The sequence below is a fragment of the Rhizobium sp. YAF28 genome (assembly GCF_052113285.1).
Taxonomy (GTDB): Bacteria; Pseudomonadota; Alphaproteobacteria; order Rhizobiales; family Rhizobiaceae; genus Rhizobium.
Window position 1 is genome coordinate 113,741 of record NZ_JBFRCX010000008.1, and the last position, 16,248, is coordinate 129,988.

The window sequence follows — 16,248 nt, forward strand, 5'->3', positions numbered from 1 at the left end:
CGTCCGCGCGTAATCTTTGTGTCCGGCCGTGATCTAACTGGTGATGGGGATAGCCAACCTTAGCTTCGGCGGGAAAGAAGCCGCACTGGCCCGGCAGCGACGGCGGAAGTCCCTCATTCGGGTCTTCCCTACGACGCTCCACAGGCTTGGGCAAAGGCATTGATCGATCATCCGGTGAGCCCTGACGGAATTGCCTATCATGGTCGCCATGACGATACCGAACTCTGCTACGCGATCTTCAACCGGGCTGAGTCCGCCATTGGAGAGGTGTCCCGTGAACCCGATCTCGATCAGGACTGGTTTTGGCGAGTGGGGTGCCCCCATGGAGTCGGCTTGGCGCCCTAGAAGTGCAACGCACGATTGCGTTGGCGATCAGCTGTGAGGCGGTTCATCCAGGTACCGGCGGTAGATGCCGTAGCCGAAGGCACCCTCACACTCAGCGCTGCCTCGGTTGAGGGCCTGGCGGTGACGATAACCCTTCCACGAACACCACCGTTATTTGCCAGGCAGCATAGTCTCGAGGACCCCATCGCGACGGACGAGCCCGTGGAAAAGCGCCGCCGCAAGATGCATCAACACAAGAGCGAAGAACGCGAAGGCAAGATAGTAATGCGCGCTCCAGAGCAGTGCGTGCAGGGTGTCGCTCTGCGGCAGTATCGGGGGGAGCCTTATGCCGCCATAGAGCACGACTGGGTAAGCGGCGGCGGACAGCATCGCCCACCCGATCAAGGGCATCCCTATCATCAGCACGTACAAACCTACGTGGGACAGATGAGCGGCAAGCTTCATCGGTTCCGGAAGGTCTGCGGGCAACGGTGGAGCGCCGGATATGAAGCGAACCACGAGGCGAACCAGGGCAAGGACAAGAATGGCGATCCCTAACGTCTTATGCGTCAGCAAGAGCGGCACATACTCACGTCCGATGGTGGAAACCATTCCGACGCCGATGAATAGCATTGCCAGGATGCCTATCGCCATCAGCCAGTGCAACAAGCGCTGGATGGTGGAGAATCGTGTCTTGGTGCCGTCCGTCATGGCTTCGCGCTCGCTCCTGTTCGAGGATAACTGCTCGCTTCCGATGTCCGCAGATCATAGGATTTGGCATAGGCTGCCGAGCGGGCCGCGGGGAACGGATCATCGGAAACCTTGATTCCGTCAGGCAGGATGGTCGGGTCGAAATTGATGTCACGGCATGGGCCGTCCGCCTCCGGCTCTATTTTCTGCACGACCAGAGTTCCAGCTTCGACAGTACGCCGCCCCGGGGGCCAGGCCTTGGTAGGATCTGATATTGGATCGGAGGGATCGGCCACCGTCAGCAGGAGCGTCCAACGCTGAGGCGACCTCGCAACGCGTTCGGTTATATCTTGCTCGAGATGATTGGCGCCGAGCTTGGCGAAGTCTTCGGCCGTGATCGGCGCGGCCTGCGCCTCCGGACGCAAAGACCAACGAACGGCGTGCTCTACGCCCGACCCATCCTTGAACATGAATGCATTGAGGCTGTTGAACGCCACCTCGGCGTAGCTGGCCGTCCAGGGAGCCGTGGTCGCCCACTCGCCGAACGCAGCGAATTCTGGATGCGCTGCCACAAAGCCTTTCATCGCTTCCGGATCCTTGCTCGCAGACGCATTAAGCAAGTCGTAGAAACCTTGCGGCGTGGAGACCGCAAAAACAGGCGGATCGATCAGAGCCATCCGCCAGACGTTGCCGTCGGGCGCTGCGATCTGCACGCCAATGCCCCGAACTCTAACTGTCGGATCGGCAGCATTCGGGTCCGGCGTTGCGAGGTTGAAGCGGCCAAGGACGGGGTACTGTCCGGCGGCAAGCATTGACGCCCGTGAAATCGCAGTACCGTTCCCGTTCGCTTCGAATGTGCCAGTGAAGCAAACGCCCTTTGCGTGGTTTCTCCGATGTCCGAGAGCCGGTCCGCCAGGAGGCGCCAACGCATTTACGAGCTTCGTCGACGTAAGGCGGTCAGGGCTGAGCCATCCGGCAGTGTAGGCAAACGCGCCGACGCCGAAACCTATGACGGCCGCTATCAATACGAGGGATCCTAGGGCGGAACGCTGCGGGCCAGGCATCCAAGACTCTCCCTTCGTGCCAGTTCAACGCGGTGCGGGGGCTTCGATTTCAGTACACAATGAGAAGTAGCCGGATTCTATGCGCAGGGCGCACAGGGAAGATGCCACCGTCGAGCTGCCAGGTCAAACCCTCGCCGCGAACAGCGCAGGAGCTCGGCCGGCGTGCCGAGGATTTGCATCAAGATTGCGGTGCATCTTCGGCAAACCATTCGGGCTTTCGCGTCGGACTGGCTTCCGAGAATGCCTTTCGAACCCCCTGGAGATCGAGATTTGCCCCGTATACCGCTCCTCCGACTATGACCGCGCTTCCCAGTACCCATCCCCAAAAGGAATGGGCGCCTATTTTGGCCGCCTGACGAAATTCCATGTTCGTATAATCTTGTGTCGCCTTGGCACGTGCAGGCTCTACTCTCGATGCACCAGCATCGGGGTGCACGACCCGCCATCGGGCCAAAACTGTCGGCGCCGTAGCGCCTTTCGGTTGGTGGCATTTGCGACAACATTCGGGTACGTGCGGCCGAAGGGGTGGAAGGGCACACGTTCCACATTCCACCTACCATGCTCAAACCCTGCGCGCCCGCCGGTCGCCTCCCATTACGCAGGCACACACCTCACCTCATCCGCCCGCCAGCAACGCCCTTGCGCTCTCCTCATCCGTGATCAGCGCGGTTGCGAGGCCGGCGCGTACGGTGGCGGTGAGGATGGCGTGTTTGTGGATACCGCCCGAGGCGACGATGCGGCAGGGGATCCTGCGGTAGTCGGTGAGGTCGGGGGCTAGCACCTGTGCGTTCAGCGGGTGGGCGACGGGGCGGCCCTCGGCATCGATATAGCGGCCCAGCAGGTCGCCGACGGCGCCGACGGCGATGAGGTCACCGATGTCGGTTCCGGCCGGCAGGCCGTAGCGTACCTGCAGGGATTGCCTGGTCACGTCGCCGACACTCAGGTAGGAAATATCCACTTCGCAGGTCTGGCGGAAAATGCGCTCGAAGACCGATTGCGTGATGATCGCCTCGCGCGATTGCGGGCTCTCGGCATAGATCGGTGCCGCGAAATAGTGGCATTGCGCCTTCAGGACCTGCGCGAAGGCTCGCACGATCTCGAACGTGTTAATCTCCGAGCCGCGTGTCAGCCCGCCCATCATCGAGCGCAGCTCGATCCCGGGCTCGCTTGCCGGCGTCATGTTGGTGACGGTCTCGCGCAGCGTCGCGCCCCAGCCGACCCCGATGGAGCGGGGCTTGCGGGCCTGGATCAGCCGGTCGAGATAGGCGGCCGCGCCGCGGCCGAGCGCCTGGTGCAGAAGCTGCGGATCGGCAGGGGTGGGCACGACGACTGCCGCCTCCAGGCCGAAACGTCCCTGCAGGCGCGATTCCAGCTCCATGCCGGCGGCAAGCGGCGAGGCGAAGCTCACCCTGACGATGCCTTCCTCAAGGGCTGAGGCCAGGAACTCGTTCACCCGGCGACGGGTGAGGTACATGCGCTCGGCGATCTGTGCCTGCGTCAGCCCCTCCACGTGATAGAGCCAGGCCGCCCGAATTTTCAGTTCATGCGATTCCATCAATCCCCATCCCGAAACGCCTCGGCGTTACATATTTCACATTGGTGTAACATATGTAACGTAATGCCGTCTGCATGACGATAGAACTTCTGATCTTCTATTGCGACGGCGTATTGATCGACAGCGAGCCGGTGGCGAGCGGCACGCTGGCGCAGGCCCTGCAGCGCGCCGGCGTTCCCTTGAGCCACGCTGAGGTTCACCGTCGCTTCACCGGACTTTCGAGGGAGGCGGCCGGCCGCCTCTGTCGCGAGGAACTCGGCCTTGCCGATCCGGATCGTGTCTTCGCCGATGCCAAAAGCGCGCTCTACGCGGAGTTTTCCCGTTCGCTGCGGCCGATGGCCGGCATGGAAGAGCTGGTGCGGAAGGTGAAGCAGCGTAAATGCGTCGCGTCCAACAGCGACATGGAGAGGCTGCGCCGCAGCCTCGGTCTTCTGGATCTGTGGACGGAATTTGCACCGCATATCTACAGCGCCGAGATGGTGGCGAGGCCCAAGCCTGCGCCTGACCTTTTCCTTCTCTGCTCCGAAAGTCTCGACGTGGCGCCGCACCGCTGCCTTGTCATCGACGACAGCGCGCTCGGGATTACGGGTGCCGTGGCGGCCGGCATGGCGGCGATCGGCTTCGTCGATCCGGCCGATCCGCGCAGCGGACGGCACGCGGCGCTGAAGGCGGCAGGCGCTCTGCAAACGGTGGAGGGAGCGGGTGAACTGGCGCGCGCGCTCGAAGCGTTTTCGGCGGGAACCGCCGCTTCGCCTGCAAGCAAACCGGTGGTTCCTGTCGCCGGCTGATCTCGTCGCGCGGGGGCCTTGCCTCACGCGCTGGAACGGCTCTTCGCGGCATCCGCGACGGGCGCCTTTATTGAAAAATTCATGAAGCCGTCAATGCGGCGACATCTAGCTGATTTTAACAACACAGACCACGAGCGGGGGCTCGTCGGTCAAGACACAAGGAGTTTCCGATGATTTCGATCAATCGACGCGGCGCGCTCGGCCTTATCGGCGCCACCGCCGGCACGCTCGTTCTGCCGCGCCTCGCTTTCAGCCAGGGCAAGCGCCCGTCCATCACCATCGCGGTGCAGAAGATCACCAACAACAACTCGCTCGACGTCTATCACGAGCAGTCCAACGTCGGCGAGCGCATCTTCTTCCCCAACCTCTGGGAAGGCCTGATCCTGCGTGACTGGATGGGCAATCAGGGTCCGGTTCCGGGTCTTGCCACCGAGTGGAAGCGTATCGACGACAAGACGCTCGAGCTGAAGCTGCGCCAGGGCGTCAAGTTCCACAACGGCGATGAAATGACCGCCGAGGACGTCGCCTTCTCCTTCTCCAAGGAACGCGTGTTCGGTAACACGGAGCCCGCCGGTGGCAAGACCATTTTCGAAGCTGACCACAAGCCTGCGACCGCCAAGGAACTGCCGGCAACCGTTCCCGGCGTCGGACGTCGCCTGTGGCCGGCGCTCGCCGGCATCGAGATCGTCGACAAGTACACCGTGCGCCTGCACAACACGACGCCCGACGTGACGCTGGAAGGGCGCCTCTATTCCGGCGGCAGCCAGATCACCAACCGCCGCGCCTGGGATGAGGCCGCGAGCTTCACCGAATGGTCGCGCAAGCCGATCACGACCGGCCCCTATATGGTCGGCGAATACAAGCCGGACGTTTCGCTGACCCTCGTCGCCTTCGACGAATATTGGGGCGGCCGCCCGCCGCTCGAGCAGATCCGCTTCGTGGAAGTTCCGGAAGTCGCCTCGCGCGTCAACGGCCTCTTGTCTGGCGAATACGACTTCGCCTGCGACCTGCCGCCGGATCAGATCGCCGCCGTTCAGGCCGCTCCGGGCTACGAGATCCAGAACTCGACGATCTGGAACCACCGCATTTCGGTCTTCAACACCCAGAACGAGATCCTCGCCAACCCGCTGGTTCGCCGTGCGATGACCCATGCCATCGACCGCCAGGCGATCGTCGATGCGCTCTGGGCCGGCAAGACGGTCATCCCGGCCGGCCTGCAGTTCGAATCCTTCCGCAACAGCGACATGTTCATCGATGGCTGGGCGCCCCCGGCCTACGATCCCAATCTCGCCAAGGACCTTCTGAAGCAGGCCAATTACAAGGGCGATGCGATCCCCTACCGCCTGCTCAACAACTACTACACGAACCAGACGGCCAACGGCCAGATCATGGTCGAGATGTGGAAACAGGTCGGCCTCAACGTCGAGATCGAGATGAAGGAGAACTGGGCGCAGATCCACGATCCCCAGGGCATCAAGGGCGTGCGCGACTGGTCGGCTGGCAACTCGATCAACGACCCGATCACGCCGATGGTCGTGCAATTCGGCCCGAACGGCGAAGTGCAGCAGAAGAAGGACTGGACGAACGCAGAGATGAACAAGCTCGCCGTCGTCATGGAAACCTCCACCGACCGGGCGCAGCGCAAGAAGGCCATCGCCCGCATGCTGGAAATCGCCGAGCGCGAAGACCCGGTCTATCAGGTCCTGCATCAGAATGCCGTCTTCACCGGCATGAAGTCGTCGCTGAAGTGGAAGGCCGCTCCGGCCTTCGCCATGGACTTCCGCGCCACCAACTGGTCGATCTGATCGGTCCGTCACTCCGGTCTCCGGCGGCTGAAGGGCTGCCGGAGATCCTGTTTTTGATGCAAACGAAGAGCGGGGATGAAAGATGGGCTCGACCGGCTCCAATCTCGTGGAACTGCGTGACCTGAGGGTCGCCTTCGACGGGGTGCAGGTTCTCCACGGCATCGATCTCGATGTCGCCAGAGGCGAGGCGCTCGGCCTCGTCGGCGAATCCGGCTGCGGCAAGTCGGTCACGTGGCTTGCGGCCCTCGGCCTGCTGCCCGGCAAGGCGGGCGTTTCCGGCTCGGTGCAAATCGAAGGCCGCGAACTCATCGGCGGATCGCGCACGGTGCTCGAAAGCGTGCGCGGCAGCCGCATAGCCATGATCTTCCAGGATCCGTCCAGCTCGCTCAACCCGGTGCTGCGCATCGGCCGGCAGATCGCGGAAGCGCTGTGGGTCCATCGTGGGCTCGGCGGCGGGGCGGCAAAGGCCGAGGCGCTGCGGCTGATCGACATGGTCGGCATTCCCGATTCGCGCCGCCGCTTCGATCTCTATCCGCACGAGTTTTCCGGCGGCCAGTGCCAGCGCCTGATGATCGCCATGGCGCTGGCCGGTCAGCCCGATCTTCTGATTGCCGACGAACCGACCACCGCGCTCGATGCGACGATCCAGGCGCAGATCCTCGATCTCTTGATCCGCCTGCGTGCCGAAACCGGCATGGCGACCGTTTTCATCAGCCATGATCTCGGCGCAGTCAGCCAGGTCTGCGAGCGCGTCTGCGTCATGTATGCCGGACGCATCGTGGAGGAGGGCAGTGTCGAACAGCTATTCTCCGAGCCGCGCCACCCCTATACGCGCGGCCTGTTCGATGCCATTCCGCGCCTCGACGGCGGCCGCGAACGGCTGATCCCTATTCCCGGCACCGTTCCCAATCCCAAACATCTGCCGGAGGGCTGTTCCTTCTCGCCGCGCTGTCCGCGCGCCGTCGAGTCCTGTCGCAGCGAGCGCCCGCCGCTCGTTTCCCTCGATGGCGGCCGCAAGCTCGCCTGCACGCGCCCGGTGCCCGTCGCGGGTGCCGTCGAGACCCGGTCGTCCCGTATCGCCGAAGGCCTGCTGCAATGACGCCGCTCATCGAAGTCCATGATCTCGTCCGCATTTATCAGATCCGTCGCGGCCTCTTCGGCCGCCCGACGCCGGTGCGCGCCGTCGACGGCGTTTCGCTCTCGGTCATGCCGGGCGAAACACTCGGGATCGTCGGCGAATCCGGCTCCGGCAAATCGACGCTTGGGCGCATGCTGCTCGGCATAGATGACGCACAGCAAGGAAGTGTGCGCTTCCAGGGGCAGCCGATGCCGGCGCGCCATACCGCGGAATGGCGGGCACTGCGCGCCAACATGCAGCTCGTCTTCCAGGACCCGCTCGCAGCGCTCGACCGCCGCGTAACGATTGCGAAGCAGATCGCCGAGCCGCTTGATATCCACAAGCTCATTCCTAGGGAGCATCAGGGGTCGCGCGTGACGGAACTGATGCGGGCCGTCGGCCTACGCGATGACCAGGCCGACCGCTATCCCCACGAACTTTCGGGCGGCCAGCGCCAGCGCGCCGTGATCGCCCGGGCGCTGGCTTCGCGGCCAAAACTGCTCGTCTGCGACGAGCCGGTTTCGGCGCTCGACGTCTCCATCCAGGCACAGGTCGTCAACATGATGCGCGACCTGCAGGAAAAGAACGGCATTGCCATGGTCTTCATCAGCCACGACCTGAAGGTGGTGCGCAACATCGCCGACCGTGTCGCGGTCATGTATCTCGGCCGCATCGTCGAGGAGGCTTCTTCCGACGTCATCTTCCGCGCCCCGCAGCATCCCTACACGAAGGCGCTGGTATCCAGCGTGCCCATTCCCGGCAAGCCGCTGGAAGGCCGCGTCATCCTGCAGGGCGAGCCGCCGAACCCGGCCAAGCGCCCCTCTGGTTGCGCCTTCCATCCGCGCTGTCCGCTGGCCCGCGACATCTGCCGTTCCGTCGTGCCGGAGCTCCAAGGGATCGGCGAGTACCGCACCGCCGCCTGCCATGTCGTGGCGGGCGAGACCACGCCGGTGGCGGCATAGGGGAGGGTTCCATGATCCGTTTTGTTCTCGTCCGCCTGTTCCGTGCGATGGTGACCATCATGGCGGTCGTCACCTTCGCCTTCGTGGTCCTGCGCATGTCAGGCGATCCCGCCATGGTGATGCTCGGGCCTGACGTGCCGCGGGAGGCGGTCGATGCCTTCCGCAAGGCATGGGGCCTCGACCAGCCGCTCTGGATCCAATATCTCGCCTATATCAAGTCGATCTTCACCGGTGATTTCGGCGTCTCGATGCGTGACAAGGCATCCGCAATCCAGCTGGTGCTGGAACGTGTGCCGGCGACACTGCAGCTGACGGTGCCGGCCCTCATCCTGAAGCTCGTCTTCGGCATTCCGGCCGGCGTCTACGCGGCGCTGCACCGGCAAAGCTTCTCCGATCGCGGTGTCATCCTGCTAGCCGTCCTCGGCTTCACCATTCCCTCCTTCGTGATGGGACTGCTGCTCGTGCTGCTCTTCTCGGTCATCCTCGGCTGGCTGCCCTCGGGCGGGCAGGATACCTGGGTGCACGGCATTCTGCCGACGCTGACCATGAGCATCGGCGGCATCGGCATCCTCGCCCGCTTTTCGCGCAGTGCCATGATCGAGGTGATGGGCCAGCCCTATATCCGCACCGCCTCGGCCAAGGGGCTGACATGGCGCGACGTGGTCTGGAACCACGCATTGCCCAATGCGGCGGTGCCGATCGTCACGATCGTCGGCTTCATGGTCGGCTCGCTGATAGCAGGCGCGGTCGTCGTGGAATCGATCTTTTCCTGGCCCGGCATCGGCCGCCTGCTGGTGGTCTCCGTCAGCAATCGTGACCTCGCCGTCGTTCAATGCATTCTGCTGATCATCGCCGCCGTCATGGTCCTGTCGAACCTCGTTGTCGACCTGCTCTACGGTTGGCTCGATCCGCGGCTTCGCTCGCACGCGGCCGGACATTGAGGAGAAAGCCGATGGCAACTGTCGATCTCGCCGGTACGCCGGCTTCCGGAAAGCCGAACCGTCTCGTCTCCTTCCTGCGCCGCAACGTGCCGCTCTCGGTGGCGTTCGGCCTGCTGTGGCTTGCGGCAAGGGTGCTGACGGCCATTTTCGCCGATACCATCCGCCCGTTCAACATCACGGCCATGGATCTCAGCAGCCGGCTTTCGGCGCCGGGCGGGCTCAAGCATCTGCTTGGCACGGACGAACTCGGCCGCGACGTGCTTTCGCGCCTCATCCAGTCGATCCGCGTCTCGCTCGTCATCGCCTTCGGCGCGACGATCCTGTCGGCACTCTTCGGCACGCTGCTCGGGTTCCTAGCGGCGCAGCTGCGCGGCTTTGTGGAGCATCTGGTCCTGATGCTCGCCGATTTCCAGGCGGCACTTCCCTTCCTCATCATGTCGCTCGCGGTTCTCGCCTTCTTCGGCTCCTCGATGCTGCTGCTCGTCTGCCTCATGGGTTTCTACGGCTGGGAGCGCTATGCGCGCATCGCCCGCGGCCTCGCCATTGCCGCCGGCGCGCAGGGTTATGCGGCGGCGGTGGTGCAGCTTGGTGCCACACCTTCGCGCGTCTACCTGCATCATATCCTGCCGAACGTCGCCTCGACGCTGATCGTTTCCATGACCCTCACTTTCCCGGAAATCATCCTGATGGAAAGCGGGCTCTCCTTCCTTGGCCTCGGCGTGCAGCCGCCAGAAACCAGCCTCGGCAACATGGTGGGCTTCGGGCGTGAATATCTGACGCGCGCACCCTGGATCATGCTGGCGCCCGCCGCCGTCATCATGCTGACGACGCTTTCGATCTCGCTCGTCGGCGACTGGCTGCGCGACAAGCTCGACCCGACGATCCGCTAATGCTTATGAAATCAACAGGTTGAAGGATATTTCATGACGCTTATCACCGGCCACCGCGGTGCCCGCAACCTCTGGCCCGAAAACTCGCTCGCCGGCTTCCGCAACGCGACCGCGCTCGGGGTCGACGCCATCGAATTCGACGTGCACCTGACGCGCTCGGGCGAACTCGTCGTCATCCACGACGCGACGCTGGAACGCACCGCCGAAGGTGTTGGCCCGGTGCAGGACCTGTCGGTGGAAGCCGGCAAGTCCGTCAGGTTGAGAGGCACGGACGAGGCCATTCCGATGCTCGCCGATGTGCTCGACGTGCTTGCCGTCAACAAGGGCATCGACCTACATGTCGAGATCAAGATCGACGAGACCGGTACGCCTTATCCTGACATTGCCGCGCGCGTCGCAGCCGAGCTTTTTCGCTTCGGTGTCGGCGAACGTTCCTACCTGACCTCCTTCGATCCGTCGGTACTGGAGGAGTGCCGTCTTCACGCGCCTGATGTTTCCCGCCTCGTCTCCGTCAACGCCGCCTGGGCCGACAAGCAGGGCGGGCTCGCCGCCTTCATCGACCGCCTGGACGGGCTGGTGGAGATCGTTGCCATTCATCACGAGCTGATGGAAGCCGAATGGGACTTGATCCGCGGCCGGCTGCCGCTCGACCGCCTCTGTGTCTGGACCCTCAACGACGAGCCCGGCATCCGCCACTGGCTGGAGCGCGGCATCGGCAGCCTGACCTCGGACAGCCCGGATCTGGCGCTGAAACTGCGCGCCGGCATTGCTGCGTGAGCTATGGCTTTGCCACTTCGCCCTAGCGGGGAACGGCCCGCTAAGCCTGTGCCATTGGATCAATGACGCGGTCATGGCGCTGTGCTTTCGGCTGGTCGGCTTGGACATCATGCGAAATGGTCGACGGCCAGCTTTCGTCCACATATCGAAAGCGGCACCACCGGTGACGCATCCGCCGTATCGAGGCAGGCCGTATCAATCTCGGCTTCATACGGCCAGTGGAGCTACTGGCTCGAGCGGCGGTTCCCTGCGTCCAGAGTGGGATACAATAACGCCGAAGACCAACACCGCGAAGATAACTGCCGGAGTCGATTTCGATGTCGTCTTGTGCCGGCGTTTTCGCGCCATACCAACTTCCGATGGAATGCCCGCGATTATGACATTCTTGCCATTGCACCCTCAAGCCGATCGGAGAGTCGGACTTTTTTGGTGGATTGGCGTCCGCATCCACAGCTTTAGGTAGTCCGGTCGCCGGGCCGGAACCGTTTATCCGCCGCCTGGAAGGATGTTCTTGCCGACACAGATTAACCGTGGTGAGCGATTAAATTCCGCTCGTTGACGCAGCTGCTGGACCGATCACAACCTCTGAGCTACGCATTACAAGTTAGGATTTCCGCAACCATGTTTCCGATGAGGACGCATTGCCGTTTGAAGCACTAAACAAGCTCTGGACCAGTGTTCGCGAATCCAGTCACGACTTCCGCGCATCCACGGAGATTTTCGCGTCACTCGATACGGACAAACTGGTCCAGACGCTGGAAGTCCGGGAGAAGGGTGCTGAAAACGGAAAGGCTAACCGTCCCGCACCGTCGGCACAGTCGCTGGACGAGGTCGAGCAGCGTATCGTCGGCCGCATCGAGCAGGAAAAGGCATCGGCCTATCAAGTGCTGGAGGATCAATTCCAGACCTTCGACGGACGGCTTCGCAATCTCGATTTCGAGGGGCAGTTCGGGCTCATCCGGCAGGCGAACGCGTCCAGTCTTTCCGATTTCAAGGCCGAGATCGCAAGCGGCGTCGACGAACTCCATGGCTTGCGCCGCGATCTCAAGATCGCCGAAGACGAGATGACGTCTTTCAAGAGGCAGCATCGGCTGGATCGGGCGGCGAAGGTACCGAGCGCCGGAGCAACAAGCGTCAAGATCGCGTTGCTCGTCGTCTTGGTGCTCATCGAGATCGTCATGAACGGCAACTTCCTGGCCAAGGGCAGCGAACAGGGCATCATTGGCGGCATCACCGAAGCGGTAGTCTTCGCGGTGCTCAATATCGGCGCTGCGCTGTTGTTCGCCTTCTTCTGCGTTCGAAATCTCGTCCACCGGTCATGGCTACTGAAGCTCGGGGGATTGCTTGGCCTTGCAGCCTATATTGTCGTTGCGCTGGCCGTGAACCTTGCTCTAGCCCATTATCGCGAGGTGTCGGCCACCATTCTGGAAGGGGCGGGGACCGAGGTTATCAGACGAATACAAGAGAATCCGCTCGGTTTGACCGAGTTGAATTCCTGGATGCTTTTCGCCATCGGGATTTTCTTCTCGATCCTGGCATTTATCGACGGCTGCATGTTGACCGATCCGTATCCGGGTTTTGCCGGCGTCCAGCGCCGTCTGGACGATGCGCGGCAAAATTACATTTCCGGGAAGCTGGACCTGATCGACAACCTTCGTAAGATTCGCGACGACCACAACGACAAGATCGAAGAGATCGTCAGGGATTTGAGCTCGCGCCGCCAGGAATCTGCTGCCATCATCGCCCATCGTGCGCGGAGCACGGGACTTTTCGCGGAGTACCAGAGCCATCTCGAGCGCACGGCAAATGCTGTTCTCACGGCCTACCGCGAGGCGAACCGGGCTGCGAGAACAGAGCCGGAGCCTCAATATTTTACGAGCGCGTACAAGCTGGAGCGAATAACGCCCGTCCTGAAAACGAGCGAAGAATGGGACGATCGCGTTCTGTCCGAACGCATCCAGGTCGCCCAAGCAGAACTCAGCGATCAGATCAGAAAGATCGGTTCCGCGTTCGAGATGGCCGTCGAGCAGTACCACAGACTGGACAATCTATTCCCGGAGGCAGGCGTTGGCGCGGAACAGGCGGCGTAGCAGTCGTTCCAGAAAAGGCGGCTTTTCGACGGGCGCTGTGGTGGCGACGATTGCACTTTCGGCAGTCGCGCTTGCCATGATCGGAGCCTTTGGTTGGCTCAAGTACCAGGCGATGTCCAGTGTTTCGCTCGATAAGGCATCTCTATGCCCGACGACGGGTCCGACCAGCGAGACGGCCATCCTGCTCGATGTCACTGACCCGATTTCGGGCACGACATCGCTTGACCTCAAGAACCAGTTCCAGCGCTTGGTTTCCGGCGTTCCGGTCAACGGAGCGATCGACGTCTACGCGCTGACCGAGAAGGAAGGTGAGCTTGAAAGAACCTTCCACGGCTGCAATCCGGGCAGCGGCGATCTGGCCAACGAGTGGACCAGCAATCCGAAGCTGGTGCAGCAACGCTGGGAGAAGGGTTTCCAGAAGCCCCTGGATGAAATCGCGGGCAAACTCGGGTCTGGCGCTTCGGGTGAATTCTCGCCGATCATGGCGGGTATCCAGCGCATAAACCTCGAAGCCTTCCAGCCCTTGCCTGCAGGCATTCCGAAGACCTTGTATGTTGCCTCGGATATGGTCGAACATACTGCGGCGTTTTCCAGCTATCGCGACGGCGTTTCGATCGCCAAATTCGAAAGCAGTCCTGCACGGGAGAAATTCCGGACGTCTTTGGATGGGGTGCAGGTCAAAGTCCTAGCTTTCCAGCGGCCGGGCCAGAAGTTCAAGATGGAGGACTTGGCTGCGTTCTGGAAATCCTGGGTAGAGAAGAATAACGGCGAGTTCGCGGGTTTCACCCGTCTGGAGGGACTGGAGTGATGGCATCAAACGACACGGGAAGAACTGCGTTTCGGGACTGGGCTCCTATCGTGCTGTTCGCGGCGGTGACGATCGGGGGAATGATCTTCATCTGGTCGGCGAAACTCGCCGCCTGGTCGACATTTGTTGTGACGGCAGTGCCCCTGGTGCTAATGGCGATCTACTTTCTGGCGTCGATAGCGCTGGCTGGCTTCCGGCTGCACAATGAGCAGGCGGGCGACAACCTCTACTACATGGGGTTCCTGTTTACGCTCTCGAGCCTTGGTGTATCCCTCTACCTGTTCGCCGGGGAGACTTCGATCGAGACAATCGTCCGGAACTTCGGTATCGCGGTGACATCGACAATCGCGGGCGTGACGCTACGCATCCTCTTCAACCAGATGCGCCGGGACCCGATCGACATCGAACGCAGCGCCCGCCACGAGCTTGCGGAGATGACGCGGCGGGTCCGAACCGAGCTGGACACGTCCGCTCGCGAGTTCTCGAACTACCGCAGGGTCAGCAATCAGATGCTGACGGAGGGCTTTGAGGAGATCGGTCGTCAGGCGGAAAAGAACGGCGAGGAAATCCGCAAGGTCATCGAGTCGATCTCCAAGGAGGCCATTATCCCGATCCAGGAGGCCGCGACCAAGCTTTCATCGATCATCGAGGACCACAACAGGTCGGTGACAGATCAAGCAGCGGAAGCTACCCGCAAACTGAGTGAGACGACGGATAAGCTCTCGACGATCATCGACAAGTTCGGTGTCGCCGTGGAGGGCGTCGGTACCCGTCTCGGAGAGATCAGGTCACCCGAGGATGTCATCCGTTTCGAGCTGACACCGACAATCGACGCGATCAAGGATATGACCGCTGCCCATCTCAGGCGGATGGAGGAGGGGATCGCGGAAACACGCTCGCAGTCCGCCAAGGTGGATGATGCATTGAAGCCCCTGACCAGTATAGACAATAAGCTGGATCGCATCGCGGAAGCGCTTGAGCGTGACAGGGAAAATCCGCCATCGTCCATCTCTTTGAAAACGGCAGACGTTGTCGAGGCGGTCGGGGCGAGCGAGAGTACGACGGTGGATGCCGAAGCGGTTGTCCTGGATGGTGAGAAGACGGAGACCAGCCCGGCACTAGACGAGCCGAAACGGCGGTTGTTCAGATGGTGACCCAGGCAAGCGGAAGCCCAAGGCTGGAGCACAAGGGCTATAACCGCGGCCTCATCCTCGGGCTGACGATGGCGGAATCCATGCTTCTGCTGGTGTTCTGCCTGCTGCTGGTTGCCGCCGCCATGATCACGGCCGAGCGGAAACAACGGATGGACGCCGAGCAGCGCCTCGCGCAACTGGAACAGCAGAATAAGGAACTGTCCGCCCAGCTCGTAGAGGTGCAGTCGAAACTCGGCTCGAACATGTCGGCGACCGATCGCGCGAAATTCGAGAGCGAATGGCGCGAGCTGGTCTCTGCCCGGCAGATCATCGACAGGTTGAAAATGAACGACGCCAGCCCCGCTGATCTGGCCAAGCTGGCGGCGGTCGCAAAGGTACTGGCAGCGAACAACATCCCACTCGACAAAGCTCCGGACCAGCTCGCGCAACTGCTGCACGGGGACATCAAACCCCATGAATGGCCGCCTATCATTAGCCTCTCCGAAGCCGGCGGATATTACTTCACGTCAGGCAGCGCCGCGTTGACGCGGGAATTCGAGGACAAGCTTGAGACCTCGATCGCGGACCAGATTGCCGACAACCTCGAGCGTTACCAGGTCGACGTGGTCGAGGTGATCGGACACACGGACGAGCAGCGCGTTGCCAGAAGCACATCCAATCTCGACAATGCGTCGATCGGCGTCATCGACGGCCAGTTACCTGTCGATTTCCTCCAGCCTGCCGATAATGCCGGGCTTGGACTCGCGCGGGCGATCGCGGTTGCGAATATTCTGAAGGAAAATCCGAAGCTGAAGGACGTGACCGTGTTGCCGATGTCAGCTGCCCAGCTGGTTATTCCGGGTGATACGCTCACCAGCGGGCAGGCGGGAGACGTCAAGGAACGTCGCCGCATCGAGATCAGGATCAGGCGTCGGGCCGAGTCCCTGCAGCCCTGACCGGGAGCGCAGCTAGCAGCTTGCACGTATGGTGAGTGACCATAGTGGCTCCAACGGAAGCCTGTTGCTAGCCCGTCCGATTGCACCGCGGGACGGGCGGGTCTGGTCGCTGAACGTGCCATTCAGGATATAGCGCCACCGTTTATATCGTTAGCGGCTTAGAACGTGGTCTCCTGCACCAACCACCAAACCGGGAGAAATCCCAGCGCAATAGCAGCCAACCATACGGACGCGAACTTGATCAGGTACCGCCTGCGTGCCTTCGCCTCGCTCCACTCGTAATACATCGCTGCCTACTCCCTCTCAGCAGCGGAAATTGAACCATTGAGTACCACGGGAGTCGAGTGC

General features: G+C 62.1%; 14 protein-coding genes and 2 pseudogenes. 13 read left to right on the plus strand and 3 right to left on the minus strand.

Features of this window, described 5'->3' with window-relative positions; all coding sequences use genetic code 11:
• Nucleotides 1-120: 120 nt before the first annotated feature.
• Nucleotides 121-345: pseudogene (locus tag AB4Z13_RS19390) on the plus strand (RES domain-containing protein); the annotation flags it as partial.
• Nucleotides 346-495: 150 nt separating this feature from the next.
• Here AB4Z13_RS19390 and AB4Z13_RS19395 read toward each other — a convergent pair.
• The 3 genes from AB4Z13_RS19395 to AB4Z13_RS19405 form a co-directional block, all read right to left on the minus strand.
• Nucleotides 496-1,035: a cytochrome b gene (locus AB4Z13_RS19395; protein ID WP_113320735.1), complete on the minus strand. Its 540-nt coding sequence runs from the start codon at nucleotides 1,033-1,035 to the stop codon at nucleotides 496-498.
• Nucleotides 1,032-2,078, minus strand: a complete 1,047-nt coding sequence (locus AB4Z13_RS19400) for a catalase family peroxidase (protein WP_113320736.1) — start codon at nucleotides 2,076-2,078, stop codon at nucleotides 1,032-1,034. The genes AB4Z13_RS19395 and AB4Z13_RS19400 overlap by 4 nt, the downstream gene beginning before the upstream one ends.
• A 616-nt stretch (nucleotides 2,079-2,694) precedes the next feature.
• Complete coding sequence (locus AB4Z13_RS19405) at nucleotides 2,695-3,633, minus strand: sugar-binding transcriptional regulator (RefSeq protein WP_442206531.1); 939 nt, start codon at nucleotides 3,631-3,633, stop codon at nucleotides 2,695-2,697.
• A gap of 74 nt (nucleotides 3,634-3,707) precedes the next feature.
• Here AB4Z13_RS19405 and AB4Z13_RS19410 point away from each other — a divergent pair, with 74 nt between their 5' ends.
• The 12 genes and pseudogenes from AB4Z13_RS19410 to AB4Z13_RS19465 all read left to right on the plus strand — a co-directional run bounded on the left by AB4Z13_RS19410 (nucleotide 3,708) and on the right by AB4Z13_RS19465 (nucleotide 15,900).
• Nucleotides 3,708-4,421 (plus strand): HAD family hydrolase, encoded by a 714-nt coding sequence (locus AB4Z13_RS19410; RefSeq protein WP_442206532.1) that lies wholly within the window; start codon nucleotides 3,708-3,710, stop codon nucleotides 4,419-4,421.
• A 170-nt stretch (nucleotides 4,422-4,591) separates the two neighbouring features.
• On the plus strand, nucleotides 4,592-6,226 hold the full coding sequence (locus AB4Z13_RS19415) for an ABC transporter substrate-binding protein (protein ID WP_113320739.1): 1,635 nt from the start codon (nucleotides 4,592-4,594) through the stop codon (nucleotides 6,224-6,226).
• A gap of 82 nt (nucleotides 6,227-6,308) precedes the next feature.
• Nucleotides 6,309-7,325: an ABC transporter ATP-binding protein gene (locus tag AB4Z13_RS19420; RefSeq protein ID WP_439018366.1), complete on the plus strand. Its 1,017-nt coding sequence runs from the start codon at nucleotides 6,309-6,311 to the stop codon at nucleotides 7,323-7,325.
• On the plus strand, nucleotides 7,322-8,305 hold the full coding sequence (locus tag AB4Z13_RS19425) for an ABC transporter ATP-binding protein (protein WP_442206533.1): 984 nt from the start codon (nucleotides 7,322-7,324) through the stop codon (nucleotides 8,303-8,305). The genes AB4Z13_RS19420 and AB4Z13_RS19425 overlap by 4 nt, the downstream gene beginning before the upstream one ends.
• A gap of 11 nt (nucleotides 8,306-8,316) precedes the next feature.
• Entirely contained in the window at nucleotides 8,317-9,246 is a 930-nt protein-coding gene (locus tag AB4Z13_RS19430) for an ABC transporter permease (protein WP_113320742.1), read from the plus strand.
• Between the two features lie 11 nt (nucleotides 9,247-9,257).
• Nucleotides 9,258-10,136 (plus strand): ABC transporter permease, encoded by an 879-nt coding sequence (locus AB4Z13_RS19435; RefSeq protein ID WP_442206534.1) that lies wholly within the window; start codon nucleotides 9,258-9,260, stop codon nucleotides 10,134-10,136.
• A 33-nt stretch (nucleotides 10,137-10,169) separates the two neighbouring features.
• Nucleotides 10,170-10,913 carry a glycerophosphodiester phosphodiesterase family protein gene (locus AB4Z13_RS19440; RefSeq protein WP_442206535.1) on the plus strand — a complete coding sequence of 248 codons (744 nt, stop codon included), beginning with the start codon at nucleotides 10,170-10,172 and terminating at the stop codon, nucleotides 10,911-10,913.
• Nucleotides 10,914-10,947: 34 nt separating this feature from the next.
• Nucleotides 10,948-11,065, plus strand: a pseudogene (locus AB4Z13_RS19445) (Na+/H+ antiporter NhaA); the annotation flags it as partial.
• Nucleotides 11,066-11,554: 489 nt separating this feature from the next.
• Entirely contained in the window at nucleotides 11,555-13,003 is a 1,449-nt protein-coding gene (locus AB4Z13_RS19450) for a hypothetical protein (RefSeq protein ID WP_442206536.1), read from the plus strand.
• The gene (locus tag AB4Z13_RS19455; protein ID WP_442206537.1) at nucleotides 12,981-13,811 is read left to right on the plus strand and encodes a hypothetical protein; all 831 of its coding nucleotides are present in this window, start codon (nucleotides 12,981-12,983) and stop codon (nucleotides 13,809-13,811) included. The genes AB4Z13_RS19450 and AB4Z13_RS19455 overlap by 23 nt, the downstream gene beginning before the upstream one ends.
• Complete coding sequence (locus AB4Z13_RS19460) at nucleotides 13,811-14,965, plus strand: hypothetical protein (protein ID WP_442206538.1); 1,155 nt, start codon at nucleotides 13,811-13,813, stop codon at nucleotides 14,963-14,965. Before AB4Z13_RS19455 ends, AB4Z13_RS19460 begins: the two co-directional genes overlap by 1 nt.
• Entirely contained in the window at nucleotides 14,959-15,900 is a 942-nt protein-coding gene (locus AB4Z13_RS19465) for a hypothetical protein (RefSeq protein ID WP_442206539.1), read from the plus strand. Before AB4Z13_RS19460 ends, AB4Z13_RS19465 begins: the two co-directional genes overlap by 7 nt.
• Nucleotides 15,901-16,248 lie beyond the last annotated feature (348 nt).